At 67.4% G+C, this 619-nt stretch carries 1 protein-coding gene; it reads left to right on the forward strand.

Features of this window, described 5'->3' with window-relative positions; all coding sequences use genetic code 11:
- Nucleotides 1-420: ATP-dependent Clp protease proteolytic subunit (locus KUM32_RS39515; RefSeq protein ID WP_217146566.1), on the forward strand; the 420-nt coding region annotated here is incomplete at its 5' end.
- Nucleotides 421-619 lie beyond the last annotated feature (199 nt).

Below are 619 nucleotides of genomic sequence, written 5' to 3' on the forward strand. Positions count from 1 at the left end.
ATCTACATCAACTCGCCCGGCGGCTCGTTCACCGCGCTGACGGCTATCTACGACACGATGCAGTTCGTCAAGCCCGACATCCAGACGGTGTGCATGGGACAGGCGGCGTCCGCCGCGGCCGTGCTGCTCGCGGCCGGCACGCCCGGCAAGCGGATGGCGCTGCCCAACGCCCGCATCCTGATCCACCAGCCGTACAGCGAGACCGGCCGCGGCCAGGTCTCCGACCTGGAGATCGCGGCCAACGAGATCCTGCGGATGCGCTCGCAGCTCGAGGAGATGCTGGCCAAGCACTCCACGACGCCGATCGAGAAGATCCGCGACGACATCGAGCGCGACAAGATCCTCACCGCTGACGAGTCGCTGGCGTACGGTCTGGTGGACCAGATCGTCTCGACCCGCAAGAGTTCCGTTTCGGTTTGATCCCGCCGCGTCGGGAGCGGTCCCTCTTGGCGTGCACTCGATGCCGTGTGGATCGAGTCGCGCCAAGGGGGGCCCGCACGGGGGCCCCGGCAAGGTACCGTCGATAGGCAAGCACCCGGGTCTGCGCAAGCGTTGCAGATCCCAGGCGAAGGGGAAGCACCTCGTGGCACGCATCGGTGACGGCGGCGACCTGCTCAAG

This window comes from Streptomyces sp. AC627_RSS907, assembly GCF_019049165.1.